The following is a 25,618-nucleotide window of genomic DNA, read 5'->3' as shown; positions in this document are numbered from 1 at the left end:
ATGAAAGCCAAAAGGTCCAAGCTCGACCTCAGCAACGGACGCATCGATCTCTCGCATGGGGCGGGCGGGTGCGCCACGGGCCAGTTGGTCGAGGACATTTTCCACAAGGCCTTCGACAATGACTGGCTCAGAGCTGGCAACGATCAGTCGGCATTTGCCGTTCCGGCAGCGCGCATGGTGATGACCACCGACAGCTATGTTGTCTCGCCACTGTTCTTTCCCGGCGGGAATATTGGCTCGCTTGCCGTACACGGGACGATTAACGACATTGCGATGGCCGGCGCGCGCCCGCTCTATCTTTCGGCAGGTTTCATCATTGAAGAGGGCTTTCCGCTCGCAGACCTTAATCGAATTGCCGAAGCCATGGGATCAGCCTCCCGCGAGGCAGGTGTGCCGATCATCACTGGCGATACGAAAGTGGTCGAGCGCGGCAAGGCCGACGGCGTGTTCATATCTACCTCCGGCATCGGCGTAATTCGAGCCGGTCTCGACCTGCGCTCCGATGCCGCGCGGCCAGGCGATGCGGTGATCATCTCGGGTTCGATAGGCGATCACGGCGTCGCGGTGATGTCGAAGCGCGAGAACCTGGATTTCGATACGGACATCATATCGGATTGCGCCGCGCTGCACGGGTTGGTAGCGGCAATGGTCGAGGTCGCCGGATCGTCAATCAGGCTGATGCGAGATCCAACGCGCGGTGGACTTGCGGCGATACTCAACGAAATCGCCAATGCCTCACATGTCGGCTTCCGCATCGACGAGGAGGCCATTCCGATCAAACCGGAAGTAGCCGCGGTTTGCGAATTGCTCGGCCTCGACCCGCTCAACGTCGCCAACGAGGGCAAGCTCGTCGTCGTGGTGGCGCCAGAGTTTGCGGATGCGCTGCTCGCCGTCATGCGCGCGCATCCGTTGGGTGCTGAGGCCGCATTGATCGGCCATGCCGAGGCTGACGACCATTGCTTCGTCCAGATGGCGACGTCGTTTGGCGGCAGTCGCATTGTCGATTGGCTATGGGGCGAACAGTTGCCGCGAATCTGCTGAGCACGGCTGTGCATACCGCTTCACGCAAGAATGCATGCCCGTAGCCAGCAACGAGCTTGATGAGCAGCTATCATGCGCACTTTGCCGGTAAATCGCATGCACTCCCTCCTGGTGGTCATGAAGGGATCTAAGCGCTGCCACGCAAACTGGATCGGTTCACAAGATCTCGCGGTTATCGCTGAATCGCGCGAGCATCTGTCGAATCTGCGTATTTTCTTGAAGAAGATGTTCGATTAGCAAAGCCTTAAGCCGTCGATTCTCTTCTTCAAGCGCAATTAGCTCGTCGCCTGAGATATCGATGTGGCTAGCGTTTGATTGGGCGCTGACCATGCTTGTCGTTTCGTCGGCATTATGATCGATATTTGCTTCCCGTCGACGCTTTGTGTTCTTTCGAGACCGCCTGGAAGAGCCGTCTTTCAACGGTGAAACAGAGGTGAAGATCGGACCATTGTCCTGCTGAGACGGGCACGTTTGTTCCGTTTCGAAAGAGGACGCCGAAATCCGTTGATCGTCGCCGGTTTCAACGTGGTCGTTGAGGTGAGTTTCTGGTTTTGGCTCCGACCACGGCTCGCTTTCATGCTTCGGAACATCTGAGACGATGTTGGGCTCGAAAAGATGCGGTGCGTCAGCTTCCGCCTCGCGTGCCAGCGCCTTGAGGTCGGTATCACCCCAGATGGAAGTTGGCTGGATCGTTGTCCTGCGGCGCGCCGATTTGAGCTCGACAACGAATTTTCGCTGCTGTGTTTTCATATATGTCCCATCTTTGAGATCGTAAGGAGGATTTACGATCGGTCGAATCGCTCAAGCATTTTTCTAAGCTGATCATTCTGTAAAACCAGCTTTTGAGCCAATTGAATCCTCAGTTGCGTGATTTCCTCGTCCAGGCCTGCCACCTCTTCGAAAAAGCCGTCCTCAGGCGATGGGGATTTTGCATTTTGAGCATTGATTGCGACAGCTGTGTTCTGCGCGGTCACGTCAATGTGAACGCTTTTCGCATGTGCCGGCTTTTTCGTCCGCGGTATGCTTGGAGCCTCATTGCGCGTATCGCTTTCAAGCGGCACCGCAGAGGCTTCGGCGCTCGGCCGCCCGACCTCCGGAGGCGACAGTTCTTGAACCTCGTCACCTTCAACCGGTGCCGCACCCTCAGTTTCGACCTCACCTTCGAATTCTTTTGAATCAGTCGCTATGAGCTCAATAGATCGGCTTTCATCGGGCTCGGAGCCACTGGAGGGCTCTGGTGGGTTTAGCGAAAGCTCCGGGACGTCTTGTGCTTCGCTTTGGCTTGCGTCGGTGTCGACACCATGCCCAATCGAACTTTCGGGTGCGGACTGTCGCCGCGAAGTTAATCGAGCAAGGAATTTCCACGGTAATTTCATAGTGCTTCAACCTCGACCAGTCCGTATTCATAATAGCGCCGCAGCTTGACACCGGGCTCGGAAGGCGAGCCCGGCGAACGCATCTTCTGCCGAGAAGGATAGCTCAGGTCGATTTCGCCACCATCCCGCTGTTGATCGGCGATCAATCTAGCCCGAGCCGCTTGCGCAGATCGGCATTTTCCGCACGCAATTTCTCTGCCAAGAGCTTGCGCAGCCGCTTATTCTCTTCTTCCAGCTGAATAAGATCCGCCATCTCGTCCCTTGCTGAAACAACGGGCGTCGTAACTTTTTGCTCGGACTGCTGTGCCGTGCTCTTGGCTGCAGTATCCTTTGTGCGCTCCTTGACGGAGATGTCGGCGACCTGCATTTCGACAGGCTCGGACTTTGTGTCCGCGGGTTGTTCGCTACGCTTCCTGCGACCTCGCGGCGCCTTCGCGGGTTTGGCAACTTGCGTATTACCCGCTGCCTCGGCAGCTACTTTCGGGCGTCGCGGAGCGCGCTGTTTTTTAGGCGCCGGCGTTTTTGCCGGTATATTCGTGTCTGCCATATCGGTAATTGAGCCAGTATTATTCTCGTCAGCCATGAGTATCTCCCTCTGTCGGCAGGAGTTCTTTTCGACCGAGTGAAAGACAGAGTCAACATTGCTGCGTTGGTGGCGCGCCTTTTGGACAGCACCTGTCAAAACGCGTGCCTGAAGGCGAGCGGCAGCCCGCGGACAATGGAATAAAAAAATGCCGAGTTTGCGAGGTCGAACCGTCTGTTTCACGACAAGTCCGCGTTCACACTCTGCCACAAAACGGAGCTCCCCTGCCAGCTTCTGCGATCGGTCACTTCATTGAAGTGTTCGGATTTTCCTAAATCATTGCAATAGATCGATGCCTCACCTGGCACCCGATTCTTGACAGATATGTGCAAAGCCGGTTTGCACCGTCATAAAAATCGCCCTTGGTTTGACAGACAAAGAGGATACGAAATGCGTGCACCATCAGGTTCTGTTCCGGGACTTTGCTCTGCCTCCGCCACCATGTTCGCTGTGGGAATGGCGTTCCTTGGCTATTGGGGAGTGTATGAGCCAGGAGGCTGGCACAGGTCCGATCTGATCGTCGTGATCTTGGCGCTCGTCGGTTTTGCAGCGCTTGGCTCGGTTCCTTGGATTGTAACGACCCCCGTCGCAGAGGAAGGCCAGGAAAAGATCGTAGCCGCCAGGCGAGCGCTGTTGCTGGGAGTCGTCTTGATCTGGTTGTCCGTTCTCGTCTCGTTTTTTTCTTAGCCTTAGCTTCCATCCGCACCAGGCTGAACTTGGCGGCTTCATTTTCAAATCCGGGTGAATACCTTTTGCAAGGAAATGACCAGATGCGTCTCTAAACGACTGTGGCCGTTCTCTGCTCAGATCATGAAATTCAACAATTCGCAGATAACGAGACCCGCCGCGCCGCGCAGGCCGGCGACATCCTCCTGATCGCCGAGGGCAAGGGCGATCTCGTTACCCGCAGGATTGACCATCAATTGCCTAACGCTCTCTCCAATAAGATCTAATATCAATTTTCCGCCGCGCACGATGTCACCATGCAAAGTGATGCAGTTGGGTGCCATCAGTTGTTGAAGGTTCGCCAACCCGACAGAAATATTGGACGCGTAGTCTTCAAGCAGTTCTTTTGCCCCTTTAACGCCAGTTTCAGCGAGCCACACCATGCGGCTCACATCCAACGAGCCAGGATTCGGCAGGCCCCTGGCCTTTGCTTCGCCTCTTAGCCATCGCAGTGTAGCGATCGTTTCCCAACATCCGCGTCGTCCGCATCTGCACATTTGGCCATTGAGTTGCACGATGGTATGGCCGATTTGGCAGTGCTTACCTCCTGCGGCCCTATAAGGATGTCCATCGACATAGAGCGCCGCGCCCAACGACTGACCGATGTAGACGACCGCGAAATTTCTCTGTCCACGTCCTTGCCCGAACCAACGATCGCCAACAAGCAAGGCTCTGGTATCTTGGTCGACGCAAGCCGGAACTCCGAAACGCTTTGCTAACTCTGCTTCTATCGCAAATCCATGAAGGTGCGGCGCAAGATCCATGGCCGCGATCGAGCCCGTTTGCGGGTTGAGCTCGTTGGCAACCGCCACACCGATGCCTAGGACCGGTTGGTGGGTAGAGGCGATTGACTTCTCGACGCAAGCACTGACGATCTGAAGAGCATCGGCAACATCTGTCAGATCTTTCGCCAAATCCACGTCGTGTTGAGCATAGATCTCACCCTCCAGAGTGACCAAGCATGTGTGGACACGGTCATGCATCAGCCGAACTGCGCAGATCGGCTTGGCCTCCTTGGAGAACCAGAGCTTGGTAGCGGGTTTTCCGCCGGTCCGATTGGCGGGAACTACGTCGCCTTCGGCAAGAATACCCTGATCGATTAATGGTTGGACGATGCCGCCGATGGTTGCTCGGCTGGCACCGGTGACGCGCGCAAGCTCGACCCGGCTGGAAGGGCCCATATCGTATAGGGCCTGTAGCAAGCGCCCTCGATTTGCAATCCCTAGCGTCCGCGCGGCGATTAGAGGATGAGCTGGCCTAAATCCTTTGCTGTCGCTCTGGTCCCCCTCGACTGGCCCGATGAGGTGATTGCCAGATCCATCTCGGGTGTTCGCATTTCGCGCAATTGATGGTTTTTCTGTTCTTTTTATCATGGACTCCATTTGATCCGACTTTCTCTTTTTATCTAAATTCGATTGCCTTCACGCCACTTCCGCATGAGCCCTGCAGTCGTTGCCGAACGTTTTCCGGACCCCGGAGCCGGTATGGCAATCATCACACCTGAGTTCTCCACCGCCGTCCGAATGTTCACTTCGGAAAGAAGAAGTATCCTTCAAGGTATATGTTCATTTTCCGGATAACTATTTTCGGAATCTCCAACATTACGACAGAAATATCCGTCAACGCAAAATATACTTTTAAATATATTTTAGAAATACTGTTGATTTGGCCAGTTAAAACACTAGAACTCTTCAGAAAATCGACAGACATCGACGTAACCCAATCGCCGGAGGAATAAATGAACGAATTTGCCAGCAATAATCTGGACTTCTGCGAGTCCGGAGGGCACTGGCGGGAAAATGATCTCGCTCTCCTTGGTGGGGAGCCCATCGTTCCTTCCGGGCGCATCACGCCTTGGCCAGCCACACAGACGGAGCATTTGGATGCCCTGCGCGAAGTTGTAGACAGTGGAAGGTATCATCGGGTCAATCACCCGGTCGTGGCCGATTTGGAGCAGGATCTCGCTACTTGGACGGGGAAGTGGAAGGTGCGCGCCGTCGGCAGCGGTACGGCGGCAATCCATATTGAACTTGATTATTTTAAAGGTAGAGGCGAGCGCGTGGTTACTGCGGCGCTAAATTGGCCGGGCGCAGTGGGGCCAATTGCGATCAGTGGCCTTCAGCCCGACTTCGTGGACGTCGACATGAACCTCGCCGGGATCGATCAAGACGCGGCAGCCGACCGATTCGCACCCGGCGTCGGAGCGGTTCTCATCACCCATCTCTTCGGGAATAACATTCGTGTTCCTCATGCAAGATCTGCCGCGCGAGCCCAAGGGATTGCCGTGATTGATGACGTCTGCCAATCGATCGGCGCCATTAAAGCGATCGCAAATGGGGCATACATTGATACAGACGCCCTCGCTTTGTCCGGCAACGGCGCCAAGCACCTTGGAGCGGGCGAGCTCGGATTCGTGATTACCGAGGACAAAGATTTAATTGAACACGTGGACTGCGTTTCGCTGACGAGTTCATCTCGAAACGGAGATCGGGCTTTTTCGCCGTCTTCAGCAGGATATAACTACCGTCCAAACGTTTTCTCCTCGTCTATTGCAAAAATGCGATTGAGACACCTCGAGACACAACTTCAGATTCGAAGAAACAATGGGAAAATTCTATGGGAGATGATCCAAGATCTCTCCGGTATATTTCCCCTCTTTGACCCATCTGACTGCAATCAGTCCATGCTCAGCTTCCCACTTCGCATCGAACCGGAAGCTCTCGGTTTTGCTCCGGGTCCGGCGGCAAGGGACACCGTCGTCAAACTGCTGCAGGCGGAGGGGGTGCCCGTTTTGGTCTGGCTCAGGAAGCCTGTGTTCGAATATCTGCCGAATATTGCCAAGGATTGGAAAGCCGCCGATTTTCCTAACACGGTAAAACTCTTGGATACGATGTTTTGCGTATCGGAGATCGCGCCACCCAATGAAGCCGGGGTGATGGAACTTTACGCAGAAGCGTTTCATCGGGTCTGGACGGCCCTTTCCAAGTTTGGCCCAAAGATTTCCAGTATCACGACAACCATCTAGGCAAGCGAGGCCTAAAGCAAAGTCACCTCCACGCTGGCTCTCTTGCAATGTCGTTTTTGAACGACAACGGAGTAATCCCATGACCTCGTCCAAAATGCCAAAACTTCTGATTTTCGATTGTGATGGCGTCCTAATCGACAGCGAAATCATTGCGACCGCGGTGCATGTCGAAGTGCTGGCAGCGCACGGATATAATATAGCTGCCGAGACTTACAATCGTCGCTTCACAGGCATGACTGATCGGCAAACCTATTCAATCATCGAAGCTGAGTCTGGCTTGTCCTTGCCGGAGGGTCATCATGAATATGTTATGGCAGAAATTGGCCGACGGTATGCCAGCGATCTCAAGGCCATCTCAGGCGTCAATCAAGTTCTGGACGCCATTGATGTGGCGCGATGCGTGGCATCGAGCAGCAATCTGAAGGAGCTGCATTTTGCGCTCAAGCTAACAGACCTCTATGATTATTTTTCGCCAAATGTATTCAGTGCTTCCCAAGTGTCACGTGGCAAGCCCGCCCCGGATCTTTTTCTATTTGCGTCAGAGAGAATGAACACGTCGGCGGACAAGTGCTTAGTCATCGAAGATAGCGTTGCCGGGGTCCAGGCGGCGGTGGCGGCCCAAATGCGGGTAGTTGGTTTCGTCGGCGGTTCTCATTGTCCTGCCGGCCACGCTGAGAAATTGCTGGAAGCAGGCGCCATGAGAACATTCAGCCAGATGGCGGCGCTGCCAGATATTCTTTCAGGTTGATGGTTGGGCGATGGTCCGCCCGCAGGCTTGAGCCGCAACGGGCGAACCAAAGGCGCACAATGCTTTTGCGTTGGAGGGTTTCGTAAGGTGAGGACCCCAAATGTCCCTTTTGTGTTGCGGATTCCAATCAGGTCAGGGCCATCCCGCTGCAAGGCTCTTTGGGAAAGGCTTCAATCTAAAGCACCCGACACTTGGCAAATAGGAAAAGACGATGGCTGAAAAGCAAGCACACATTCAAGTTCCGATAGTGATTGAGTATCTGGAGAATTGTCGCGATCTGGTTCCGGTTTGTGCAAGCTGGTCCTTTGGGCATTGGGGCTGTCAGGCCAATGGATCATTCGAGGAGACGCAGCGTGAATTCCAAGCGTCCTCCAGAAGTTCTCTACCGCTGACTTTGGTTGCTCTCGAAGATAGTAGACCCGCAGGGATGATCAGCCTGTCCAATTGTGATTTTAAAGGAAGGCCTGACCTTTCGCCGTGGCTGAAGTCGCTGTACGTCCATCCATTCCACCGCAACAAGGGTACAGCTTCATTGCTGGTCAAGAGGCTGGAAAACGAAGCTTTGCGCCTCGGCTACGAAAGGCTTTATCTCACCACCGAGAGCGCAAAGCTCCTCTATACGAAGAATGGCTGGTCGGAAATGGACCACGTGCAGACACCTTATGGCGATGCCACTTTAATGATGAAGATGTTGCTGGGCGCACGTACAGCCTAGCTCAGGCGAACCAGGGGGTGCCTGGTGTTGGTCTGCGGGTGCCCAAATCTCCTCCGGGACTCAACTGACCTGTCCGCGTGAACATATCGGAGACTGCCATGAATCGTGCTTCGGACGGATCAGATTGTGGCAGGCGTGACCTCAGCCAGACTGTCGTCTATAGTGGCCTTCAAAAATCACGCCCCCACGAATCCTTTAAGCAGCCCAAAGCGTTGTGGCGATTGAAATTGCCAAGCGTCATCCGGTCTTCAAATTGCATCGACAGAGGAAACCCAAAAATGTGGCTTTGCGAGAATGCTCTCCAATGTCGCGGAATAGCCGTTCCAACTTCCGCTGGTGAACAGGTTCCCGCAAAGGCTGACGCTGCCTACAATGCGGTTCTTCAATTGCTTTACAGCTATGCTCGCGTGCCGGTGCAACATCTTAGTGATCAGGAGCTTGCCTGCGAACTGGACCTTGGTCGGACGCCGATACGCGAAGCACTCATCCGACTTGCCGCGGAGGGCAAGATTCTTTCGATCCCTCAGAAAGGCTATTTTACCAGGCCGCTCGTGGAGGGAGCACTGTTGGACTTATATAGTATCGCACGTCAAACGCTCACCTACGCGCTCTGGCGTATGCGGCCGCATGTGCCGGATACCGACGGCGAACGTGACAAGCCGCCCCGCGACCGGCTCGCGACGCATGCGGAAACCGTCTTTGCCCAAATCGCCCAGCTGTCGGCAAATTGCGAAATTTGTAGAATTGTCGACAAATTCTGCTTTTGCTCACGCCCTGTCCGGATGGAAATAATTACCTCGGAGCTGGGCCCTTCCTATGAAGAAAGCCTTGCAAGGCTGATCGACGCGATGCCGTTATTGAGCAAGGCAACGGGCGCGGTGGAATCAGCATTGATGAGTCACCTTGATCTCGAACAGAACACGCTCCCACGCGTCGTACGAGAACTAAACAGGCAGCGGTCGACAAGTTTTCCTCGGCTGGTGAGAAGTTTGTAAATACGCAAGTGTGATCATTGTCGAGTAGTTCAGCCTATGACCAAACGTAATTGCTTAGCCGCTCAGGAGGGACAATCCACCTTCGTGAGCGCTTCCTGCAATGAAGTCGCGCCGAGAGAGACGAGCGCCCGGTTTAGGTATGATCGTATTTCAGCTTCGCTCTTACCCTCTAGCAGTGCAATCTCGGACACGCTCCAACCGAGCGATATCCAGCGAAGGCACGAACGTTCAATGGGCGAGAGCTTCCAGATCGTCATGAACACTCGGCGGATTGACTGGTCCGCGTCAACGAATCCTGTCTCAGCTCGAACGGCTCACCAAATGTCAAGCTGCGCTCCTTTTTAAAAAAAGGGGCTGCCGTCGGACGGATCCGCACGGCAGCCCCAGCGCCCTGGGAGGCAAGGATTGCAATTGTTTCTCATACGCATCAGTCGCGAATTGCGGCTCCTGTCAGCGGATCGAACCAGTGCAGCTTTTCGAAGTCGACTGTCAGCGGAACCCGCTGGCTGACTAAAGGCGTTGACGCCGGAGGGATGCGCGCCACCAGACGGCTCCTGCCTCCTTGCCTTAAGTCTTCCAAATCTGCTGCCTCGCTCACTTTGACGGGCGGCGAGGCAATATCGAAGAAGACAAAGGTATCGGCGCCGAGCGCCTCGACAACGGCAATTGGCTCATTGAATAGCGTCTCGGAGTCGGGACACACCTCAAATACCTCGGGCCGAATTCCGACAATGACCTGGCGTCCGACATAGTTAGAGAGCGCAGGCCGCGCGGAAACTGGAAAGGTGATATCGGTTCCTGAGATGATGCCGCGCAAGATTCCCCCCTCCTCCCAAAGGTTGGCCCGGACGAAATTCATCGCCGGCGAACCGATAAAACCGGCAACGAACAGATTGGCAGGCCGGTCGTAGAGCCGCTGCGGCGTGTCGATCTGCTGGAGGTTGCTTTCCCCAGCGTCGCCGACAGGCTTCAGCACAGCAACCCGATCCCCCATCGTCATCGCCTCGACCTGGTCGTGGGTGACGTAGAGCGTGGTGACGCCAAGGCGCTGGTTCAGCAGCTTGAGTTCGGCGCGCATCTGGACGCGCAGCTTGGCGTCGAGATTGGACAGCGGTTCGTCCATCAAGAATGCAATCGGATGACGGACGATCGCCCGACCCATCGCGACGCGCTGTCGCTGACCGCCCGATAAGGCGCCAGGCTTGCGGTGCAAATACTTCGTCAGGTCGAGCATCTCCGCCGCTTCGCGGACGAGCCTTTCGATCTTGTCTTTCGGCATTTTGCGCTGCTGCAGGCCGAAGGCCATGTTCTCGTAGACCGTCATATGCGGATAGAGTGCATAGTTCTGAAACACCATGGCGATGTCGCGGTCCTGAGGCTCGGTGTTGGTGACATCCTGATCGTCCATAAGCATCCGGCCGCTATTGAGCAATTCGAGCCCGGCCGCCATTCGCAGAAGCGTGGATTTGCCGCAGCCTGACGGTCCGACCAGCACGACGAACTCACCGTCGCCGACCGTGAAGCTCACATTGGCAACGGCGACGGTACCGTCCGGATAGGTTTTCCCAATCCCTTCAAAGGTCATGGACGCCATATAGTTCTACTCCCAGTATCAACAGGCGAGGCAGTCCATCCGGTCGGGTGGACGCCACACGGGATTGGTCACGGCATCAGCCGATGGTCACTGCCTTGCCGCTGGCGACGGACTCCTCGATCGCTGCGAGAACCTTGGTGTTGGCGAGGCCATCATTCGCGTCGGCAAGCAGGGGTGCGCCCTGCACGACGCTGTCGACGAAGCGGGCGATGGACTCCTGCACAAAGCCGCCGATGCGTGTTGCACCGGTCGGCGTCATGCCGATGTAATCATGGAATTTCATGCCGCCGTCGACAATGCGGCGAAGACCGCCACTATGGGTAGGATCAGCCTGGATCTGACCCTTTTCGCCGACGAACTCGACCTTGAAATCGACGAGGGAAGGGTTGTCGCGCGACAGGATCCAGCTGTTTTCCATGGTCACGACGGTGCCCTTGGAAAATTCCAGGATCGATGCATGGAAATCCTTGGTGTCGACGCCACCGGCGGACAGCGTCCCGCAACGGGCCACCGCGTAAACGCGGGTAACTTCGTCTTCGAGGATGAAACGCAGCACGTCGACGAGATGGCTGCCCAAGAACCAGAGTGCCGAGGATTTTGCCGCCCAGCTCAGCATCTCGAACGGAACGAAGGTCGTGTTTGAAAGCCGCGCCGTGCCGTGTTTGGCAACCCCGATCTGGCCGTCCTGGATCATGTCGCGGACCTGCGCCAGGATCGGATTCACCCTGTTGTGGAAGTCGATCATCAGCTTGCCCTTCGACTTTACGGCGGTCTCGGCGATCTCCTCTGCTTCCTCCACGGTCGTTGCCAGCGGTTTTTCGCTGAGCACATGCTTGTCGGCCTTGAGTGCGGCAAGGATGATCGGCGTGTGGGTGAAGTCGGGTGTTGCCACCGACACGGCATCGATGCGATCGCTGGCGATCAGCTTACGATAGTCGGTGAACGCTTCCGCCGCGCCGAAACTCTCCTTCATCTTAAGCGCCCTGCCCTCGTCAAGGTCGCATACGCCGACAAGTTCGGTCTCCGGCAGGACGTTGAAGGTGTGGGCGTGATTGCTGCCCCAAAGGCCGGCGCCGATAACGCCGATGCGAAGTTTGCTCATTCGTTATTGCTCCATTCAGAACTAAGAAAAGGGTCAGCCTTTGACCGAACCGAAGGTGAGACCACGGACGACGTAGCGGTCGAAAACCAGAAAAATGATCATCGGCGGGATCATCGCGAGCACTGCCGCCGCGGCGATATAGTTCCAGGTGACGCCGCTGGTGGCGAAGTATCCAAGGGTCCCGATCGGAAGAGTGGCGGTCGAGCGCGAACTCAGCACCAGCGGGAAGGCCGCGTTGTTCCATGCAAAGACGAAGGCGAACATCGAGGTGACGATGATGCCGGGGCGAACGATCGGAAGCGTGATCCGCCACATAATCGTGTACCAGCGGGCGCCGTCGACCCGGGCAGCCTCTTCGAGCTCCGCCGGCACCTCATCGATGAAGCTCTTCATCAGCCAGACCGAGAACGGGATCGTCAGCGTCTGCAGCACCAACACCATCGAGAAGTAGGAGCCCTGAAGTCCAACGCGTGTGATCAGCACGAAATACGGGATCAGGAAAGCGATCGGCGGCGCCATCAACAGCCCGAGATACCAGAGCATGATGTTCTTCTTGCCGCGCATCTTGAAGCGCGAGAGCGCGTAAGCCGCAGGAACCGAGAACGGCAGATTGAGCAGCACTGCCCCAATCGCGACGATGAGAGAGTTGACCAGTTGCGGCGCATTGGTGCCGGGATCGACGAGGATATGCCGGAAGGCATCGAGCGTCGGCTCGAAGGTCAGTTGCGGCGGCATCGCAAACGCCGTTTCGGCCGGGCGGATCGCGAGCGCCAGAAACCACAGGATCGGGCCGATGAAGACGGCAAGGCACAACAGGCCGGCGGCATAGGTGAGCGCAGTGTAGAAGGTCGTGCGGCTTTTCATGTCACCACTCCTCATTGCGGAAGGCGAAGAAGACGTAGAGGGCGACAATGATGTTGACGATCAGCACCGCGATCCACGTCTGAGCGCTGACAAGGCCGACATTGAAGTTGACGAGGCCTTGTTCGTAGAGCGAATAGCCAAGCGTGCGCGTCGACGTCCCCGGCCCGCCACGGGTCAACACCAGCACGGTGTCGAACGTGTTGAAGATCTGCATGAAACGCAGCATCACGATAATGATGGCGGTGCGCCGAATGAGCGGCAGCTTGATGCGCATCAGGATCGTCCAGGCCGATGCGCGATCGAGCCTGGCGGCCTCGATGATCTCGTCGGGAACGGCAAGCAGGCTCGCATAGAGGACGATGGCGAAGAAGGGTGTCCACTGCCAGATATCGACGAAGAGAATAGCGGCAAGCGCCGTCGATGGCGAGCCGAGAATGCCCTCCGCCGGCACCGGCAGCGAGAGCGACTGCAGAACCCAGGTTACAAGGCCGCCGCCCGGGTCATAGAGGTAGCGGAACAGGAAGCCGACGACGATCGGCGCAATCGTGGTCGGCAAGATCAGAAGCGCGCGCACGACATTCATGCCAGGCAGCGCTTTGAGCAGGGCGAGCGCAATCGCCAGACCGAGCGAGAACTCGATCGCGGTGCCCAGGATCGACAGGATCAGCGTGTTGGTGAGGGCCGCGCGGAAATCGAAGGCATTAAGCGCCTGGACGTAATTGTCGAAGCCGACAAAGGCCAAAGGCTGCGGGCCGACCTGCAGGTTCCAGAAATAGAAGCTCGATTTCAACGCAAAGAGCAGCGGGTAGGCGATCAGCGCCAGTAGCATGATCACTGAAGGTGCGATCAGGAAATAGGGCAGGTTTCGCCGTACAAAGCCTCGCCTGACAGGCGCAAGCGCCTGCGGCGAGCGAATGGTTGTAGCATCCATCGTAGAAGTCCAGTTCTTCACACGTGACTGCCGGCGCCAACTTGCACGCGCCGGCAACAGAAGAATTTATTACGCCTTGCCGAGCTTACCGATCAGGTCCTTGGCGCCATCGAGCGTGTCGGTATAGCTTTCCTTCTGATAAGGGATCATCAAATTGCCCTTGAGGATGCTTTCGAACAGGTTGTTCGTGCGCACCAGCGCCGTCTTCGGATCTTCACTGCCCGTCAGAAGCTGGTTGAGCGTGAGGCCGAGCACACTTTCGACCGCGGTGTAACCGGGGACCGGTGGGCGGGTGATCTTGCCGTTGCCCTGTTTCATCATGTCGTACTGGACATCGAGATAGGGGTAGATCGCCTTGACGTCTGCGTCCTCATAAAGCGACTTGCGGGCAAAATCCGAGAACTGGAAATTAAGGTCCGGCCACTGCGCCATCTTCTTCTGTGTCGCCTTCGAGGTCGCCCATTTGATGAAGGCGTAGCCGTTGTCCTGCCGGTCGGAACTGGAGGGAACACCGAGGCTCCAGCCGCCGAGGCTGACCGTCTGCGCCACACCCTCGGCCTTCGGAAGCGCCGCGGTCGCATATTTGTCCATGACGTCCGACTTCTTGCCGGTCATGTAGCCCAAATTCTTGACCAGATAGAAGTACGGCGTCCACCAGTAGAACATGCCGATATCGCCCTTGGCGAAACGGGTGCCGGCATCGAACCATACGTAGTTGATCGCCTCAGGCGGCGAGAGCTTGTAGAGCTGCCGGTAGACCTCGACCGACTTTGTCCAGGCCGGACTGGTGAGCTGCGGCGAGAAATCCCAAGGCGCGCCCGGGAAGGACTTGAACCAGCTCGCGCCGTGGCTCGCGGAAAGCTGTGTGAACATGTGCGTGATCGGGGACGGCTGCGACCCACAGACGACCGTCGGGAACAGCGCCTTGCCGTTGAACGACTTGCCTTGGAGCGCCTTCAGCGTCTCGACATACTTCGTCCAAGTCCAGTCTTCGGAGGCCTTGGTCGGCGGCTCGGCGATGCCGAAGCTGGCGAAGATATCCTTGCGGTACATCACGCCCTGCGCATAGGCTGCCACCGGAAGCGTGCCGATCTGCCCGCGCCACATGTTCGACGAATACAAAACCTCGGGAATGAAGTCAGCAAGATCGATGTCTTTGTCTTTGGCAATGTAGTCGTTGAGCGAAATGATCCAGCCGTTGTCGAGATATTGGCCGAGCCACATCTGATCAACCGCAATGACATCCGCATCCGACGTCTTGGCGACAAACGCCGAGACCAGACGGGTCTGTAGCGCGTCATAGGACAGGCTCTCCAGCTCTACCTTGATGCCGGTTTCCCTCTCGAAGTCCGGGATCATGGCCTTGATCGAGAAGAAGAATGGATCTTCGACCGACAGAACGCGCACGGTCTTGGCGCCTTGGGCGCTTGCGCGTTTTGGGGTTAGCAGGGAGCTTGCGCTTGATGCCAAGAGAGCCGCGACAGACGCCGACTTCAGCATGTTCCGGCGCGACATATTTCCGATATCGAATGTCATGTGTGCCTCCTCAGTTGTTCTAAAATTCCAACCGCATTCGATGACGGAAGCCTTCTCGGCGCCGAATTCGATTTCGATTGTTACCCCTCGATCTGCCTTTTCAGCAGTTTGTTTGTACTTCGCACAAACTTATTGTACTGTCAAGAAGTCGCGATCTGATGTTTCCGCGTGACCTCGCAGCTATCCGCATCTGGTCGCAGTAAGCAGGAAAGCGGCATCTGGTCGAGCAAGCGCCCACAGGCTAGAAAGACCGGACTGGCAAATCGGAGACGCAAGTTGAAGTTCGAGAATCAGCCATCCTATTCGCTCGGCCAGCGCGGTCCTTCCAACAAGGACGCGCTTGCTGGCGAAGGTGGCAATGTAACACTCGTTTCGCAGTCGACCCTCGGCGAGATCAATCGCGGCCGGGTGCTGCAGGCGTTGTACGACAACGGTCCTAAAAGCCGCGCCGAGCTTGCGCGCCTGGCAGGCGTCAATCGCACGACGATCACGGGGATCGTCCAACCGATGATTGAGGAGCGCCTGCTCGTCGAAGGCGACGCAGTGCCTTCCGACTTCAAGGGCGGCAAGCCGGCGCGTCCGATCTACTTTAATCCTGAAGCCCCAATGCTCGGCGCCGTGCTTCTCTTGCCGGGCAGGATCCAGACATGCCTCGTGACGCTCAGCGGCGAGATCAAAGCGCTCACCAAGGCGCAATTCGATCCGCATGGGAACAGGGATGCATTCCTGGCGATCATCAAAGACACCTTGTCCGCGACGCTTTCCCAAGCGCACCAGGCGCCCTTCGGGATCGGTATAGCCTCAGGAGGCATGATCGACAGCGACAACGGGGTGATCCTCGCCGTCAATCTTGCGCCCGTTCTGACGGGCCTCCCCTTGGTCGATATCCTGCAGGGGCATTTCTCACTGCCTGTTGTCATCGACCATCATCCGCGCGCGCTTCTCGTTGGCGACCGGTGGTTCGGGCCGGGTCGTGGCCAGCAGACGTTCGCGGCCATCTACACCGGGGAGGTGTTGGGCGGCGCTTTCTACATCGACGGACGGGTCTACCGGGGGCTTGCCGGTTCCGGAGGCGAACTCGGCCATACCGTGGTGCAGATCGATGGCGACCTCTGCAATTGCGGCAAGCACGGATGCTGGGAAACCGTCGCCGCCCTACCCTGGCTGCGGCGTGAAGCGGCTCGACTTGGCTTCGCAAACCCTGAAAGCGTCACCTGCGCTCGTCTCGTCAATGAGGCAGCAGAAGGCTCCGAAGCTGCGAACGGTCTGCTTGACCGCTATACCCGAAACGTCGCGTTCGGGATCCTCAACCTGCAGCAAACCCTGTCGCTCAACTCCTATGTCCTGCATGGGGACATTGCTGGCGGGGGTGCGGACGCCGCTGAGCGCGTCAAGCAGCATGTCGAACGACTGGTCAGGAAGCGGCCGAACCAGGAGATTTCGGTCACGGTGAATGGCATCGGAGAAGGTCATACCGCGTTGCGAGGGGCTGCTGGCTTGGTCTTGTCCAGCCATCTGAAGCTGGTCATCTAGGCAGGATACGGTCGCAACGGCCGCACGGCTCGTGGAACGCCGATCGACAATGAGTCCGAATTCGTGGCCCTCGTCGCAAGTCCCGCCTTAAGCGACGCGGGACCATCCAATCATTGCACGAGAGCCCGCCGAGCGGTTCGCCCCGCGTGGGCGTTCGGCTTGGCTTTCAAAGGGGCCGCCATGCCGGCTTCGAGGCAAGCGGCCATGAATGCCTCTCGTGCAACGACGGCGGCTACGGCGCCATTAAGGGCACCGCGACAGGTCTTAATGGCACGCTGATGGCGTTCGCCATAACGCAATGGCCATTCGTTTTCGAGAAAATCCAAGGCGTCGTAAACGCCCGCAAACGTCCGCTCAAGACCGCACTGTAGTCGGATAGTGACCAGACGAGTCCAGGAAACATCGGTTATCGGCATCCTATTCCTCCTTTCCTTTCCAACGTCACCTGTGGTCATCCAACAAATATTGGAATAGCTTCCGAGCGTTCAAGTGTCGCGACGACGCAAAGCCGCATTGATCGAGCCAGCAGAGGGCAACTCTCAAGCCAAGCGGGTCGCAAACGCCGCCTGTTAGGATGCGACGCGATACCGTGAAATCTTGGCGCGGCCGCCGGCAATAATCGCAAAGCCTTTTTCTGATTTGCGTGGTCCAGCCAACCAACCGCTCGTTTGCTAAGATCGCGCCTACCGACGATCGCAGAACGGGAGAGTCGCCATTAGCTGCGATGATGAGGATGGCGCAAGTTTCCGGCCAAGTAGACCTTGCCAGCCGCGCGTCTCCCGTACACCGCCTCAAAAAAGAAGCTATTGCCGAGGCTTCGACCTGGTCAGCTTCCTTGCTGGGGCAATGAGGCGCTATCACCTCCCCCTGCCCCTTCGTCGAAACAGTCTGAGCGCTCCTTAGGCTCTCCAAACGAAACTTGGATCATGATCCGTCGATTGATGAAATCGCGAACAAAATAGATCGTAGGGTGCCGCTCGTCTTCCTTCTAATTAAGGGCGGAGTGTACAACAGGTCCCATAGGCGTTGCAGTGGCCAGCTAATTTATGCCGGCCTGAGGTCCGCCAAAAATTTGTCAAAAGCATTGTTGATCGGCTTAGCGATCTCCGCCACCGCCTTGCTCGCCAGCGCCCGGAATTCCTTGGCATTCTCGATGCTCGTGTCTACGCGCTTGTGCAGGAACGCCGATTGCAGTTCGAAGACTTGTGACGGCGAATTCGCGCCCAGCAACGCTTGCAAATGCGAGAAACCGGCCACCGCATTAGCCTGCAACGCGGCGACAGACTTAAGCGACAATTCGTAGCCGACTAGCGTTGCGGTTTCGAAGATCGGAGTGAGCACTTTCTGTGCCTCTTCAGCGCTTGAGGCGAATTTAAAGAAAGCTTCGGTCAACTGCTTGTTCCCCTTTTCGACGGATGCCCCGATTTGATCGGCCACCTTGAGAGGCGTTGATGCTGAATTTTCGATTGTTTCAAAGGACCTTTCTGAAACCTTGGTGGTCATAGCGTTTTTCCTTCTCACGTTGTTGGTCTCGCTAGGCACGGCGATATTCTTGAAAAATCCGACGCTGAGAGTATCGCCTGCCCTTTGTACATGCACGAATGCAGAACTCGGTTTGACGGCGCTTTTCAGATCCGAGAAATCCGAAACTGGGTACCGCCTGGTTTAGGAAATCCGGCCCTATCCTTGGCTGCTTCTTGCCGCCTAACGACGAGTACATGCAAACTCGATGCCAACTATGCAGACGCTTTCAAAAGGTGCTTCCGGGTATTGTTCTGCGACTTGAGCGCATATCTCCAGACTGCAACGCGTCTGCTATGTCGTTCATTGTCGGACTCAAGACATTTTTGGACGCAAAGACAGAGCGACCATCAGACTGATCGCTTTGCCGTAAAACCATTTTTTTGTTTGGCACGAAACTTGTGTGTCTATAGCGGACCGCCGGGAGCGAGCCGGAGCAAAGGCTCTGGTGCTTATCTCGGCTGGTCGTCACGAAATTTGAAGTCAACGACAGAGGGCACAGATCCTGAACCGGACGATCGATCCTGCGGGTGTCAAAGGGTTCTGGCGAACACTGCATCGATAACCTGTCAAAAATCCCGGCCGGCGGCGAGAATGTCGAGGATGGCGACGACTATCCGTGGGGATGCAATCAACGGAGTTAAGGATGAATAAATACTTTTGCGAATTGCTAGGGACCTTTGCGCTCGTTTTCTTCGGCTGCGGCACACTCCTCTTTATGCGTTCGGAGGCGGGCCCCCTTGGTGTTGCTCTTGCCTTCGGGATGACAGTGGTAGCGATGGCCTGCGCGATTGGTCCAGTATCAGGCGCTCATCTCAATCCCGCCGTCAGCCTCGGTTTTCTCGTTTCCCGGCGGTTTGGACTGTGGGACTTCGTCGCGTATGTCTTGGCTCAAAGTGCGGGCGCTATCGCAGCAGCAGGCACACTCTACGTTATAGCAATGGACAAAGTCGGCGGTTACAACATTGCGGTGGAAGGTTTCGCTCAAAACGGCTGGGGAGCCTATGGGGCAAGATCTGCCTTCCTGTTTGAGTTCATCTCCACGTTTCTGTTCGTGACGGTATTTCTCAAAAGCACGGCCGAGGACGGGGCGGGTACTGTCGCAGGTTTTGCAATTGGTCTTACCCTCGTTGCGGTCCATCTGGCCGGCATTACGGTTTCGGGTTCTTCTGTAAACCCTGCACGGTCGCTCGGCCCGGCACTCTTCGCAGGGGAGACAGCGCGCGCTCAGCTCTGGCTTTACATAATTGCACCAATGCTCGGTGCTGTCGCCGCGGGCCTTCTGCAACTCAGTGAAGTTCTCGCGTTTCGACCAACAAGCAATCCACTGAAGCGCAATGGCACCACTCTTGCGGGGCGAAGTAGAGTTGATGCAGCTCGCCACTTTCGGTCCCGCCCCTGATCCAGATTTCAACGGACTTCACGTTCCCTTCAAAGCCAACCGCCCTGCCCTCGAGCCTGAGCATTTTGGGCTACATGTCGATTGGTTTCTCCCCGTCGCATAGTCACCTAAGCTGCTTCCGATTTCGCTTTTAAAGGCGCGTGATCAATCTTCTTTCACGAGAGGAAAATCAGACGGCGGCCATGATCGGAAAAACTTGGGTCCGTATTCAGATCTAGCCCGACGGCCGAAAACAGACGTCCGATCGATATTGCGGCTGATGCTCCTGCAAGAATTCCTCTGAGAGCGGTTCGAATACCCAGCACTTTTCTGCTTCGCCTTTGTGAATATTCCACTGAGCATTATGAACGCTGCTCATAGTTCCATGAAGAAATGCCATTTCAGTTTTGGTTTGCCTCATGATATTGGCCGCTGGGGTCAAGGAATATCGCCTTCGCCCGGCACGATAGGACAAGAGCGTCAGCCCTGGGCGGAAAAGCCATCGGGCAGCGGGCATCCGATATACACCCATAGAGTTATATGGCGATATTAGTATAACCTTAGGTCGTATATCGTCGGCCAACGACAAAAGAAGAGGTCTTTGAATGCGCGCAGACGTGCAGTGGAAATTGTGCTGGGAAAATGAGCTGCAACTTTCCGATCATGTCGAACTCGCCGAGTTCTTTCGAAAGACATACGGGCCGACTGGGGCCTTCAATGCAAAGCCGTTCCAAGGCAGTCAAAGCTGGGCCGGCGCAAGACCTGAGCTTCGTGCGATCGCGTACGACTCGATCGGTGTTGCGGCCCATCTGGGCTTACTGCGCCGCTTCATCAAAGTTGACGGGGTCGACCTTTTGGTGGCTGAGCTAGGTTTATATGGTGTGCGTCCGGATCTTGAGGGGCTCGGCATCGCCCATTCGATCCAGGTTATGCTTCCAACATTGCAGAAGTTCGACGTTCCATTCGCCTTCGGTACAGTTCGGCCGGAGTTGCGGAAACACATTGAAAGATTTGGCCGACACAGTCCGCTGACGGTTGTGTCGCAAGTGAGCGTGCGATCCACGCTGCCACACGCGCGTATCGACTTGCCGCCCACCCGTGTCGAGGATCCGCTTGTCATCATTCTGCCAATTGGACAGCCCATCTCCGCCTGGCCCGCTGGTACGATGATCGACCGGAACGGACCGGAGTTATGACCTATCTAGACTGCTTGCGGAAGTGCTCAGATTTCTTGTGGAACCCGCGGTCCCAAGCGCAATATGGTCCGGTAATCGGCAGGAACGTGCCGGCCGCCCTCGGATGAAGAGATATGCGGTTCAATGGCCTTGATCTCAATCTTCTGGTTGCGCTCGACGCCCTGATGAGCGAGCGTAATTTGACGGCGGCGGCGCGCAGCATCAACCTTAGCCAGCCAGCCATGAGCGCGGCCGTCGCCCGGCTGCGCGCCTTCTTCCAAGATGAGCTGTTTACGATAGCTGGGCGCGAATTTATCCCCACACCTAGGGCAGAAAGCCTGGCGCCCGCGGTGCGCGATGCTCTGCTCCATGTTCAGCTCTCCATTATTTCCAGAGAACCGTTTGACCCCGCCCAATCGGATCGTCGCTTCAAGGTTATCCTTTCCGATTACGTCGCGCTCGTATTTTTCGAAAAAGTCGTAGAGCGCGCGGCGCGGAAAGCTCCCGCCGTCAGCTTCGAATTTCGGCCCCCGGGCGACGATAATGAGGATTTACTCCGGCGCGGCGACGTCGATCTTCTCATTTTGCCGGAAATGTTCGCGTCGAACGCCCAGCCACGAGCAAGGCTGTTCGATGATGTCCACGTGTGCGTAGGCTGCGCCTCGAACAAGCAACTGGCAGAGCCACTTACATTCGAGAAATACATGTCGATGGGACACGTTGTCGTCAAGTTCGGGAATATCCGCAGGCCTGGCATCGAAGAATGGTATTTGCTCGAATATGGTCACAAGAGACGCATCGACGTCGTCGTACATGGCTACAGTATGATTCCGCCGATGGTTTCGGGCAACGAACGTATAGGAACCATGCCCCTACGGCTGGCGCAGCATTTCGCAAAAACAATACCTTTGCAAATCGCTGAGCTTCCGCTGCCACTACTCCTTCCGTTCACCGAAGCCGTACAATGGCCCGCTCTGCACAATAGTGATCCGGCAAGCCTCTGGATACGCGAACTCGTATTCAAGGAGGCGTCTTGTATGATTTCGCCGCTTGCCGCGGCCGAGCCCAATATCAACCGGACTAGCACCAGCCCTGTCCGGCTCACCTCCGATCGGCGAACTTGATATTGGCCAGAAAAGTCGGGTAGCTTGTCCCTCAGCTTAAGATTTACACAAGCCAATTGGGCTCGACCCCACGGCGATAACCTATCGCAAGGTTATATTGCGTCCGGCCGCAGCGGAATAGCATGGATGCACGGAAATTCCTATTGCAGCGCTCCGATAGACAAGAAGGACGAGCAGCCATAACTCGGGTCGCGATTGCGGTTGCAGGAAGAAGGCGCAGCGGCCGTTATCGAGGCCGATCGACGTTAGCCGTTACTTTGCCGAATGCCGGTAAAAGACATCCGCCAGAATGTGGTGATCATGACGGTAGACTTCAGCCATGATATTGTAGAGCTCTGGATCGTGAATCTCGAAGTCGTCTGATGTGGCTACGGTGAGTTTACCATGGCTGTAAGCCATATTCGTATTGAACCAGAACCGCGTACCTTCGGCCCAATACTCATCGACGGTGTTCTCCATATACGACCGCGCCCAGAGTCCTTTCTCGCGGGCGTGGAAATAGGCTTTTTCAACCCGTGCAACGAGATCAGGATCCACCGTCCGAAGGGCGTTAAAGATATTATGTGAGAATTCGTGAACAAGAATGTTTCCTCCGTAATACCGCGTGCCGGGCACGCCCATCAAATTTTCCACGGCCCCCGTCGTGTAGAGCCCGCCCATGCCGCGCGCCCTTTGGGCCCAGTATTCCTGGGCAGTCATCTTGGCAATCGTGCTGGCGTAATTTCGCCGTTCGTCTGGGGTAAGGCGCGGATCATCGAGCGCCGGCTTCTGCCAATCCCGCTGCTCGGGAATGTCAGTCGTCGTCTCGTCAATTGCCATGATGCCAACCCGTGCCCCAGCCCGGATTAATGCATCGCGGACATCACGACGTTCTGACAACATGTAGAGGACAATGTCACGTGCGATCAACAGTGCCGTGTCTGGAACCTTTTCGGACGAGATAATAGGTATGCCCGCTGCGTCAGCATATTTGGCATAAAACGGATCCAGGCCGAGTGATGGCGGTGGGCTGCGAACTATGAAAGTATCGAAATTGGATATATCAGCCATCGACAATGGCGACGCAGATAAACCATTCTCAGCGCCGCCGAGTCCCCCTGCGGATGCAGCAAGAAGATATCCACCGCACAGGACCATCCCCATCGAGAATACGTGAATCATCATGACCTTTCCTTAATGCACTGTCTTCCTAAGACGCGACGCAACAACTGTGCCAATCACTGAGAAAAGCACCGACGGATATATTTTCGACGATAGCCTGTTGTGATGAGCGTTTGCGGCATAGGCCTTAACCGAAAGGTGAATTGGGACCTGCGGCTGGGGGCAACATGCTTCTCGACGCTGGGACCTTGCTTGCAGCGGCGCTTACATCAACATGTGTCATTTGCGCCGGAGTTCAGGCTCGCTTTAGAAAAGCCCTTGCTTTGATCGTCTGGCAGCATCCTCGAACACCCGGTCCCGGCCGGTCGGTCTTCTCGCCAGCGCCACCGAGGTGCCGACGCCCCCGAGCGGAGCCGGCGAGCTGGCCAAATTCGACGACAACCTAATCCTCCAGTGAAAATAGCGAGATCGTGTCCACATCAGTCTCAGAGGTAGAGCCTGTACTTCGGATCAGTTGGAACAACGGCCTGAACATTGCCTAAAGCCTGGGTCGATGGATGTCGCCGCTTGAGGTGAAGCATGCGGGAAACCATCCGGCATTTGGATGCGTCCTATCAAATCAATCGATTATCCTAATGGGCCGATCAAGAGTAAACAGGCGGTGAAGTGCTTCACCGAAAGGGTGCCGGCAATGCTAATCAGTGGTGGTCCACATGAAGATAAGCCTCCGCAGCGATGTCGGCGATGTCCTCATTGATCCGATGGGCGATGGCCGGCTCGTCGGCGGCGAAGGTATTGGGCAGATCAGGATACCCGATCCGTCGATCGACGGTATCAATCTCGCACTCATGGCCGTCTTTGAGGTCTCGATCTAGTCCGTAGCTCTCGGTTTGTAATTCATGCTCCAGGAGGCGCGCATGAAGATTTCCGTGGTGACCAGCCAAGCGAGCTGCACGTCGCCGCCGGTCCTGATGCTGTCGATCCCGCTGCGGTCCCGTCAGCTGCCTTTGGAATTTTGCGGAAGACTGCCCCTTTACGCTGTGGGCCGGTTGAGCCGCAATCGAAAACGGCGGGGGAGAGCTGGCAGCATTGGCCCGTAAGATCGCACAGTGAGAGGCGATTGATCCAAAGGCGGCTCTAATTTCGAAGGATTGAGCAAATTGCGGTTTTAGACGGTTAGCGGTGCTTGGCGATCTGCGGACAGGATAATCGTTGCTGCCCTCGTCGCAGCGGAACGAAGGCACATGGGCTTCAGCTAGGGCCGCCGATCACATGCTAGCGGGTTCGACTAACTGAAACGGAGAAAAAATATGTCTGATGCAAAACTGCAAGGCGTGCTTTCGGCTCTTTCGCAGACGATGAAACAGCTAGACGCTATTCCGCCTAAACAGCCGGGTCCGGAGGCCAATTGCGTAAAGCTGGATACGAATGAGAATCCATTTCCGTTGCCAATGCTGGTGATGCGAAGCGCGATTGCCGCCCTCAAACGGCATTATCTTTATCCCGAAGATGATAATCGCTGCTTGCGGGAAGCGGCCGCCAATGCGTATGGCCTCTCTCGCGATCAGGTGATCGCCGGCAATGGATCATCTGAACTGCTGGGGCTCATCTACAGGGCTTTCCTTGCTCCGGGTGACAGCGTGGCGATGATGTCGCCAGGGTTTTCATTCAACCGCAAACTGGCCATGTTGCAGGGTGCTCGATTTCTCGAAATCGGATGGGGCAAATCTTATTCGTTGCCGATAGAGCAATTGCTTCTCGGTCCCGCAAAAGAGGCAAAGTTCATCCTGCTGGCCAATCCGAATAACCCGAGCGGAACCTTTGTTCCGATAGCCGAGATCGACAGGCTCGCCGCGCAATCCGACCGTTTGATAGTGTTGGATGAGGCGTATGTCGATTTTGCGCCCGACGATGCTCTACGACTTATCAATCGCCATTCGAACCTCATAGTCTTAAGAACATTTTCTAAAAGCTACGCCGCTGCCGGTATTCGCATTGGTTTCGGCTTCGGTCATCCTGAACTTGTCGGAAGGCTGCGTAACAGCCAAAATCTCTTCAATATGAACCTTATCGCCCACGCGATGGGTACTAGCATCCTCTCGCACCGCGCCGCCTACGCCGAAAACCACAAGCATATCAAAGATGAAAGACACCGGACCACTGCTACACTCTCTAAACTCGGATTTTCGGTGATCCCGTCTCATGCAAATTTCTTGCTTGCTCGCGTACCACCTGGGCAAAACGGCACGTGGTGGCAAGCATCGTTGAGAGCAAAAAAGATACTTGTGGCCGTCTTTCCAGATGACGGCTTGGAAAATCATATTCGCGTAAGCATCGGTTCTAAAAACCAAATGGATACATTCCTTTCAGCCGCCGCTGACATTTCTGAAAGCCTGAAGATGCAGCCGGTCACGCACGGCTAATTTTCGTTTTTTACTCAGACACAGAAACAGCCAAGTCGACCTGGCCGGGATACCGAGATCTCCGCACCAATGAGGTCGACACAACCCGTATCTGCGATTGCAGTGGCCCTGGTGCTTTTTCATG

The 25,618-nt window shown here is 56.1% G+C and carries 25 protein-coding genes; 12 read left to right on the top strand and 13 right to left on the bottom strand.

Annotation, left to right across the window (positions count from 1 at the left end):
* A complete protein-coding gene (gene hypE / locus QA648_RS32720; RefSeq protein ID WP_283054746.1) occupies positions 1 to 1,041 on the top strand; it encodes a hydrogenase expression/formation protein HypE in 1,041 nt (346 codons plus the stop codon).
* Between the two features lie 156 nt (positions 1,042 to 1,197).
* Here hypE and QA648_RS32715 read toward each other — a convergent pair whose 3' ends face one another.
* From QA648_RS32715 to QA648_RS32705, 3 genes are all read right to left on the bottom strand, one after another.
* Entirely contained in the window at positions 1,198 to 1,791 is a 594-nt protein-coding gene (locus QA648_RS32715; RefSeq protein WP_283054633.1) for a hypothetical protein, read from the bottom strand.
* Positions 1,792 to 1,823: 32 nt separating this feature from the next.
* Positions 1,824 to 2,417 (bottom strand): hypothetical protein, encoded by a 594-nt coding sequence (locus tag QA648_RS32710; RefSeq protein WP_283054632.1) that lies wholly within the window; start codon positions 2,415 to 2,417, stop codon positions 1,824 to 1,826.
* Positions 2,418 to 2,559: 142 nt separating this feature from the next.
* Entirely contained in the window at positions 2,560 to 3,000 is a 441-nt protein-coding gene (locus QA648_RS32705) for a SyrB-like regulator (RefSeq protein WP_283054631.1), read from the bottom strand.
* A gap of 390 nt (positions 3,001 to 3,390) precedes the next feature.
* Here QA648_RS32705 and QA648_RS32700 point away from each other — a divergent pair, with 390 nt between their 5' ends.
* On the top strand, positions 3,391 to 3,687 hold the full coding sequence (locus QA648_RS32700) for a hypothetical protein (RefSeq protein ID WP_283054630.1): 297 nt from the start codon (positions 3,391 to 3,393) through the stop codon (positions 3,685 to 3,687).
* Positions 3,688 to 3,803: 116 nt separating this feature from the next.
* Here the strand turns inward: QA648_RS32700 and QA648_RS32695 are convergent, their stop codons facing one another.
* On the bottom strand, positions 3,804 to 4,907 hold the full coding sequence (locus tag QA648_RS32695; RefSeq protein ID WP_283054629.1) for an ROK family protein: 1,104 nt from the start codon (positions 4,905 to 4,907) through the stop codon (positions 3,804 to 3,806).
* A 557-nt stretch (positions 4,908 to 5,464) separates the two neighbouring features.
* Here QA648_RS32695 and QA648_RS32690 point away from each other — a divergent pair.
* The 4 genes from QA648_RS32690 (at position 5,465) to QA648_RS32675 (ending at position 9,209) form a co-directional block, all read left to right on the top strand.
* Entirely contained in the window at positions 5,465 to 6,751 is a 1,287-nt protein-coding gene (locus QA648_RS32690) for a DegT/DnrJ/EryC1/StrS family aminotransferase (protein ID WP_283054628.1), read from the top strand.
* A gap of 79 nt (positions 6,752 to 6,830) precedes the next feature.
* On the top strand, positions 6,831 to 7,499 hold the full coding sequence (locus QA648_RS32685) for an HAD-IA family hydrolase (protein WP_283054627.1): 669 nt from the start codon (positions 6,831 to 6,833) through the stop codon (positions 7,497 to 7,499).
* A 211-nt stretch (positions 7,500 to 7,710) separates the two neighbouring features.
* Positions 7,711 to 8,214, top strand: coding sequence for a GNAT family N-acetyltransferase (locus QA648_RS32680; protein ID WP_283054626.1), 504 nt, complete (start codon positions 7,711 to 7,713; stop codon positions 8,212 to 8,214).
* A 278-nt stretch (positions 8,215 to 8,492) separates the two neighbouring features.
* Positions 8,493 to 9,209, top strand: a complete 717-nt coding sequence (locus tag QA648_RS32675) for a GntR family transcriptional regulator (RefSeq protein WP_283054745.1) — start codon at positions 8,493 to 8,495, stop codon at positions 9,207 to 9,209.
* Between the two features lie 62 nt (positions 9,210 to 9,271).
* Here the strand turns inward: QA648_RS32675 and QA648_RS32670 are convergent, their stop codons facing one another.
* The 6 genes from QA648_RS32670 to QA648_RS32645 form a co-directional block, all read right to left on the bottom strand.
* Positions 9,272 to 9,466: a helix-turn-helix transcriptional regulator gene (locus QA648_RS32670; protein ID WP_283054625.1), complete on the bottom strand. Its 195-nt coding sequence runs from the start codon at positions 9,464 to 9,466 to the stop codon at positions 9,272 to 9,274.
* 170 nt (positions 9,467 to 9,636) lie between these two features.
* A complete protein-coding gene (gene ugpC / locus QA648_RS32665; protein ID WP_283054624.1) occupies positions 9,637 to 10,803 on the bottom strand; it encodes a sn-glycerol-3-phosphate ABC transporter ATP-binding protein UgpC in 1,167 nt (388 codons plus the stop codon).
* A gap of 76 nt (positions 10,804 to 10,879) precedes the next feature.
* Entirely contained in the window at positions 10,880 to 11,905 is a 1,026-nt protein-coding gene (locus QA648_RS32660) for a Gfo/Idh/MocA family oxidoreductase (protein WP_283054623.1), read from the bottom strand.
* 33 nt (positions 11,906 to 11,938) lie between these two features.
* Positions 11,939 to 12,769 carry a carbohydrate ABC transporter permease gene (locus QA648_RS32655; RefSeq protein ID WP_283054622.1) on the bottom strand — a complete coding sequence of 277 codons (831 nt, stop codon included), beginning with the start codon at positions 12,767 to 12,769 and terminating at the stop codon, positions 11,939 to 11,941.
* Between the two features lies 1 nt (position 12,770).
* A complete protein-coding gene (locus tag QA648_RS32650; protein WP_283054621.1) occupies positions 12,771 to 13,700 on the bottom strand; it encodes a sugar ABC transporter permease in 930 nt (309 codons plus the stop codon).
* Between the two features lie 69 nt (positions 13,701 to 13,769).
* Entirely contained in the window at positions 13,770 to 15,236 is a 1,467-nt protein-coding gene (locus QA648_RS32645; RefSeq protein ID WP_283054620.1) for an extracellular solute-binding protein, read from the bottom strand.
* 276 nt (positions 15,237 to 15,512) lie between these two features.
* Here QA648_RS32645 and QA648_RS32640 point away from each other — a divergent pair, with 276 nt between their 5' ends.
* The gene (locus tag QA648_RS32640; protein ID WP_283054619.1) at positions 15,513 to 16,769 is read left to right on the top strand and encodes an ROK family transcriptional regulator; all 1,257 of its coding nucleotides are present in this window, start codon (positions 15,513 to 15,515) and stop codon (positions 16,767 to 16,769) included.
* Positions 16,770 to 16,879: 110 nt separating this feature from the next.
* Here QA648_RS32640 and QA648_RS32635 read toward each other — a convergent pair whose 3' ends face one another.
* Positions 16,880 to 17,185 carry a DUF982 domain-containing protein gene (locus tag QA648_RS32635; RefSeq protein WP_283054618.1) on the bottom strand — a complete coding sequence of 102 codons (306 nt, stop codon included), beginning with the start codon at positions 17,183 to 17,185 and terminating at the stop codon, positions 16,880 to 16,882.
* 628 nt (positions 17,186 to 17,813) lie between these two features.
* The gene (locus QA648_RS32630) at positions 17,814 to 18,272 is read right to left on the bottom strand and encodes a phasin (RefSeq protein ID WP_283054617.1); all 459 of its coding nucleotides are present in this window, start codon (positions 18,270 to 18,272) and stop codon (positions 17,814 to 17,816) included.
* 664 nt (positions 18,273 to 18,936) lie between these two features.
* Here QA648_RS32630 and QA648_RS32625 point away from each other — a divergent pair.
* From QA648_RS32625 to QA648_RS32615, 3 genes are all read left to right on the top strand, one after another.
* The gene (locus QA648_RS32625; RefSeq protein WP_283054616.1) at positions 18,937 to 19,692 is read left to right on the top strand and encodes an aquaporin; all 756 of its coding nucleotides are present in this window, start codon (positions 18,937 to 18,939) and stop codon (positions 19,690 to 19,692) included.
* 584 nt (positions 19,693 to 20,276) lie between these two features.
* Positions 20,277 to 20,867: a NodA family N-acyltransferase gene (locus QA648_RS32620; RefSeq protein WP_283054615.1), complete on the top strand. Its 591-nt coding sequence runs from the start codon at positions 20,277 to 20,279 to the stop codon at positions 20,865 to 20,867.
* 113 nt (positions 20,868 to 20,980) lie between these two features.
* Positions 20,981 to 21,970, top strand: coding sequence for a LysR family transcriptional regulator (locus QA648_RS32615; protein ID WP_283054614.1), 990 nt, complete (start codon positions 20,981 to 20,983; stop codon positions 21,968 to 21,970).
* 252 nt (positions 21,971 to 22,222) lie between these two features.
* On the opposite strand, the gene QA648_RS32610 is transcribed toward QA648_RS32615, so the two are convergent.
* Positions 22,223 to 23,131 carry a glycoside hydrolase gene (locus QA648_RS32610; protein WP_349254339.1) on the bottom strand — a complete coding sequence of 303 codons (909 nt, stop codon included), beginning with the start codon at positions 23,129 to 23,131 and terminating at the stop codon, positions 22,223 to 22,225.
* Positions 23,132 to 23,784: 653 nt separating this feature from the next.
* Between QA648_RS32610 and QA648_RS32605 the strand changes: the two genes are divergently transcribed.
* Both QA648_RS32605 and QA648_RS32600 read left to right on the top strand, forming a co-directional pair.
* Positions 23,785 to 23,946, top strand: a complete 162-nt coding sequence (locus QA648_RS32605) for a hypothetical protein (RefSeq protein ID WP_283054612.1) — start codon at positions 23,785 to 23,787, stop codon at positions 23,944 to 23,946.
* Positions 23,947 to 24,381: 435 nt separating this feature from the next.
* Positions 24,382 to 25,494: a histidinol-phosphate transaminase gene (locus tag QA648_RS32600; RefSeq protein ID WP_283054611.1), complete on the top strand. Its 1,113-nt coding sequence runs from the start codon at positions 24,382 to 24,384 to the stop codon at positions 25,492 to 25,494.
* The last annotated feature ends 124 nt before the right edge of the window (positions 25,495 to 25,618 follow it).

Source organism: Rhizobium sp. CB3171 (genome assembly GCF_029714265.1).
Lineage (GTDB): Bacteria > Pseudomonadota > Alphaproteobacteria > Rhizobiales > Rhizobiaceae > Rhizobium.
This window is presented reverse-complemented; position numbering and strand designations above follow the sequence as displayed.

Coding starts and splice junctions, on each gene's coding strand:
- QA648_RS32710 (WP_283054632.1), bottom strand. CDS start 2,417: ATGAAATTACCGTGGAAATTCCTTGCTCGATTAACTTCGCGGCGACAG.
- QA648_RS32675 (WP_283054745.1), top strand. CDS start 8,493: ATGTGGCTTTGCGAGAATGCTCTCCAATGTCGCGGAATAGCCGTTCCA.
- QA648_RS32705 (WP_283054631.1), bottom strand. CDS start 3,000: ATGGCTGACGAGAATAATACTGGCTCAATTACCGATATGGCAGACACG.
- QA648_RS32700 (WP_283054630.1), top strand. CDS start 3,391: ATGCGTGCACCATCAGGTTCTGTTCCGGGACTTTGCTCTGCCTCCGCC.
- QA648_RS32615 (WP_283054614.1), top strand. CDS start 20,981: ATGCGGTTCAATGGCCTTGATCTCAATCTTCTGGTTGCGCTCGACGCC.
- QA648_RS32620 (WP_283054615.1), top strand. CDS start 20,277: ATGCGCGCAGACGTGCAGTGGAAATTGTGCTGGGAAAATGAGCTGCAA.
- QA648_RS32635 (WP_283054618.1), bottom strand. CDS start 17,185: ATGCCGATAACCGATGTTTCCTGGACTCGTCTGGTCACTATCCGACTA.
- QA648_RS32680 (WP_283054626.1), top strand. CDS start 7,711: ATGGCTGAAAAGCAAGCACACATTCAAGTTCCGATAGTGATTGAGTAT.
- QA648_RS32670 (WP_283054625.1), bottom strand. CDS start 9,466: ATGACGATCTGGAAGCTCTCGCCCATTGAACGTTCGTGCCTTCGCTGG.
- QA648_RS32695 (WP_283054629.1), bottom strand. CDS start 4,907: ATGGGCCCTTCCAGCCGGGTCGAGCTTGCGCGCGTCACCGGTGCCAGC.
- QA648_RS32655 (WP_283054622.1), bottom strand. CDS start 12,769: ATGAAAAGCCGCACGACCTTCTACACTGCGCTCACCTATGCCGCCGGC.
- QA648_RS32625 (WP_283054616.1), top strand. CDS start 18,937: ATGAATAAATACTTTTGCGAATTGCTAGGGACCTTTGCGCTCGTTTTC.
- QA648_RS32650 (WP_283054621.1), bottom strand. CDS start 13,700: ATGGATGCTACAACCATTCGCTCGCCGCAGGCGCTTGCGCCTGTCAGG.
- QA648_RS32630 (WP_283054617.1), bottom strand. CDS start 18,272: ATGACCACCAAGGTTTCAGAAAGGTCCTTTGAAACAATCGAAAATTCA.
- QA648_RS32600 (WP_283054611.1), top strand. CDS start 24,382: ATGTCTGATGCAAAACTGCAAGGCGTGCTTTCGGCTCTTTCGCAGACG.
- QA648_RS32645 (WP_283054620.1), bottom strand. CDS start 15,236: ATGACATTCGATATCGGAAATATGTCGCGCCGGAACATGCTGAAGTCG.
- QA648_RS32605 (WP_283054612.1), top strand. CDS start 23,785: ATGAAGATAAGCCTCCGCAGCGATGTCGGCGATGTCCTCATTGATCCG.
- QA648_RS32610 (WP_349254339.1), bottom strand. CDS start 23,131: ATGATTCACGTATTCTCGATGGGGATGGTCCTGTGCGGTGGATATCTT.
- hypE (WP_283054746.1), top strand. CDS start 1: ATGAAAGCCAAAAGGTCCAAGCTCGACCTCAGCAACGGACGCATCGAT.
- ugpC (WP_283054624.1), bottom strand. CDS start 10,803: ATGGCGTCCATGACCTTTGAAGGGATTGGGAAAACCTATCCGGACGGT.
- QA648_RS32715 (WP_283054633.1), bottom strand. CDS start 1,791: ATGAAAACACAGCAGCGAAAATTCGTTGTCGAGCTCAAATCGGCGCGC.
- QA648_RS32685 (WP_283054627.1), top strand. CDS start 6,831: ATGACCTCGTCCAAAATGCCAAAACTTCTGATTTTCGATTGTGATGGC.
- QA648_RS32660 (WP_283054623.1), bottom strand. CDS start 11,905: ATGAGCAAACTTCGCATCGGCGTTATCGGCGCCGGCCTTTGGGGCAGC.
- QA648_RS32690 (WP_283054628.1), top strand. CDS start 5,465: ATGAACGAATTTGCCAGCAATAATCTGGACTTCTGCGAGTCCGGAGGG.